The sequence below is a fragment of the Skermanella sp. genome (assembly GCF_059503625.1).
In genome coordinates, this window is sequence record NZ_JCACHA010000324.1 from 1 (window position 1) to 2,831 (window position 2,831).

The following is a 2,831-nucleotide window of genomic DNA, read 5'->3' on the forward strand; positions in this document are numbered from 1 at the left end:
CGTTGATGCCTATGCCCAGGACCAGCCATTCAAGTCCTCCGGAACCGTCCGTTTCCGATTCCAGCAAGATGCCTGCAACCTTCCGGTCATCGATCAGGACGTCGTTAGGCCACTTGCAACAGCAGACGGCCTCGGGGAGCACCGGTTGCACCGCATCGGCCAGCGCCCCTGCTGCGGCAAACGACAATTGCGCCGCCGTCGCGGTGGAGCACTTCGGTCGCAGAATGATGCTGGCGTAGACATTACCCTCGGGCGAGGACCAGGGGCGCCCCCGGCGGCCTCTGCCCGCCTCCTGCCGACCTGCCCAGACGAGGGTGCCGTGCTCGGCTCCCTCGTTCCGGGCGAGGCGCTTGGCCTCTTCGTTGGTGCTCCCCAGGCAATCATAGGCAACGAGCCGATATTCGGGAGGAAGTCCCGGCAGTGTGCTCGCCTGAGGCGCCTGCCCAGTCATCCGGCGGCGAACAGCGACGCGGCGGCCGCAGCGGCGCCGTTCAGAAGCGGAGCCGGGAAGAAGAAGAACAGGAGGGTAAACAGGCTGGTCCCTGCGATAACCAGCGAAACCTCGCCGCTGATGGTTCGATCAAGCGCTTCGACCGGCTCGTCGAAATACATCACCTTGATGATACGCAGGTAATAGTAAGCGCCCACCACGCTTGCCAGGACGCCCATCACCGCAAGCGAGTAGAGATGCGCTTCGATAGCGGCCTGGAAGACGAACAGCTTGGCGAAGAAACCAGCTGCGGGAGGAATGCCGGCCATCGAGAACATGAAGATCAGCATGGCGAGTGCCAGCATCGGATGAGTCTTCGACAGACCCGCCAGATCGGTGATCTCCTCGACCATCCGGCCGTTCTGGCGCATGCAGAGGATGACGCCGAACGTTCCGATGTTCATGAAGATGTAGATCGCCATGTAGAACATCACGCCGCGGACGCCCAGCTCGGTGCCTGCCGCAAGGCCGACCAGCGCGAACCCGATGTGGCCGATCGAGCTGTAGGCCATCAGACGCTTGATGTTCGTCTGGCCGATCGCGGCGAAAGACCCCAACACCATCGATGCCAGTGCCGTGAAGTAGATGATCTGGCGCCATTCATCGACCATCGAACCGAACGGCTCGATCAGGAGGCGGACGAACAAAGCGACCGCTGCAACCTTGGGCGCTACGGCAAAGAAGGCGGTGACCGGCGTCGGCGCGCCTTCATAGACATCCGGCGTCCACATGTGGAACGGAACGGCGGAAATCTTGAAGGCGAGGCCGGCGGCGACGAAGGTCAACCCGACGACCAGGCCGATGCCGGCATGACCGGTAGCTTGGCCATGGGTGGCGAACTGACTGGCGAGCATCGAGAAGTTGGTCGTGCCGGTGAAGCCGTAAACCAGCGATGCTCCGTACAGCAGCATGCCCGACGACAGGGCACCCAGGACGAAGTATTTGAGCCCCGCTTCGCTCGATTTGGCGAAGTCACGGCGGAAGGCGGCGATAACGTAAAGGGCAAGGCTCTGAAGTTCGAGCCCGACATAGAGCGAGATCAGATCGTTAGCCGACACCATCATCAGCATACCGATCGTCGCCAGGAGCATCAGAACCGGAAATTCGATCCGTTTCATCTGCTCGCGCTCGATGTAATGGATCGAGATCAGAACGGACAATGCCGAGCCTAGCAGCACGAGCACTTTCATGAACGCGCCGAAGCTGTCCATGACGAACAGGTTGCTGAACGTGATCTGCTTGGTTCCCGCGCCGGTAAGAACCAGGACGACCGCGACCAGCAGCACGCCGACCGTCAGGTACGAAATCAAGCGGGTACTGGTGTCGCCTCGAAAGACGCCGAGCATCAGCAGAACCAGGGCCGATACCGCCAGGAAGATCTCCGGAGCGGCCGGAGCGAGATCGGGAAACGGAGTCATGTCTGTTCTTCTCCCGCCTTATCGAACCGCGACACTGGTGCCGACGCCGTCGGTCAGAGCGGTCTGGTAGTTCTGGATCAATGCCTCGACCGACACTGAAATCACATTGAGGAAGCTGGCCGGATAGATGCCCATCCACAACACCACGACGACCAGCGGCGCAAAGATCGCGATCTCCCGAGGGGTAAGATCCAGCATGCCTTTGACGTCGTCGCGAGTGATTTTGCCGAACACGACCCTGCGGTAAAGCCACAGCATGTAGGCAGCCCCCAGGATGATCCCGATCGTCGCCAGAAGGGCGACCCAGGTATTGTCCTGGAACGCTCCGACCAGGATCAGGAACTCGCCGACGAAGCCGCTGGTACCGGGAAGGCCGACCGATGCCAGCATCATCAGCATGAAGACGACGGCATAGCGCGGCATGTTCTGGACCAGACCGCCGTAGCGGGCGATCTCACGAGTATGCAACCGGTCGTAGACGACGCCGACGCAGAGGAAGAGCGCCCCGGAAACGATGCCGTGGCTGAGCATCTGGAAGACCGATCCCTCGACGCCCTGCTGCTTGAGCGAGAACATGCCGATGGTCACGAAGCCCATATGCGCGATCGACGAATAGGCGATCAGCTTCTTCATGTCCTCCTGCGCCAGAGCGACCAGCGAGGTGTAGATGATGGCAACGACGCTCAGGGTGTAGATCAGGGGCGTGAAGTACGCCGACGCTTCCGGGAGGATCGGAATGGAGAAGCGAAGGAACCCGTAACCACCCATCTTCAGAAGGACGCCGGCAAGAATGACCGAACCGGCCGTGGGCGCTTCGACGTGGGCATCCGGCAGCCAGGTATGGACCGGCCACATCGGGACCTTCACGGCGAACGATGCGAACAGCGCCAGCCAAAGCCAGATCTGCATGCTGCGCGGGAACT

3 protein-coding genes are annotated in these 2,831 nt (G+C 61.3%); all 3 read right to left on the minus strand.

What is annotated here, in order from left to right:
* The coding region (locus AC5JJ6_RS07360; protein ID WP_496041411.1) for a biotin--[acetyl-CoA-carboxylase] ligase at positions 1 to 451 on the minus strand (451 nt) is incomplete at its 3' end.
* Positions 448 to 1,908 carry an NADH-quinone oxidoreductase subunit NuoN gene (nuoN, locus tag AC5JJ6_RS07365; protein WP_496041412.1) on the minus strand — a complete coding sequence of 487 codons (1,461 nt, stop codon included), beginning with the start codon at positions 1,906 to 1,908 and terminating at the stop codon, positions 448 to 450. The genes nuoN and AC5JJ6_RS07360, both read right to left, overlap by 4 nt.
* 18 nt (positions 1,909 to 1,926) lie before the next feature.
* Positions 1,927 to 2,831: NADH-quinone oxidoreductase subunit M (locus AC5JJ6_RS07370; protein WP_496041413.1), on the minus strand; the 905-nt coding region annotated here is incomplete at its 5' end.

Bases quoted from the DNA above. Each gene is read 5' to 3' on its own strand.
- nuoN (WP_496041412.1), bottom strand. From the start codon at position 1,908: ATGACTCCGTTTCCCGATCTCGCTCCGGCCGCTCCGGAGATCTTCCTG.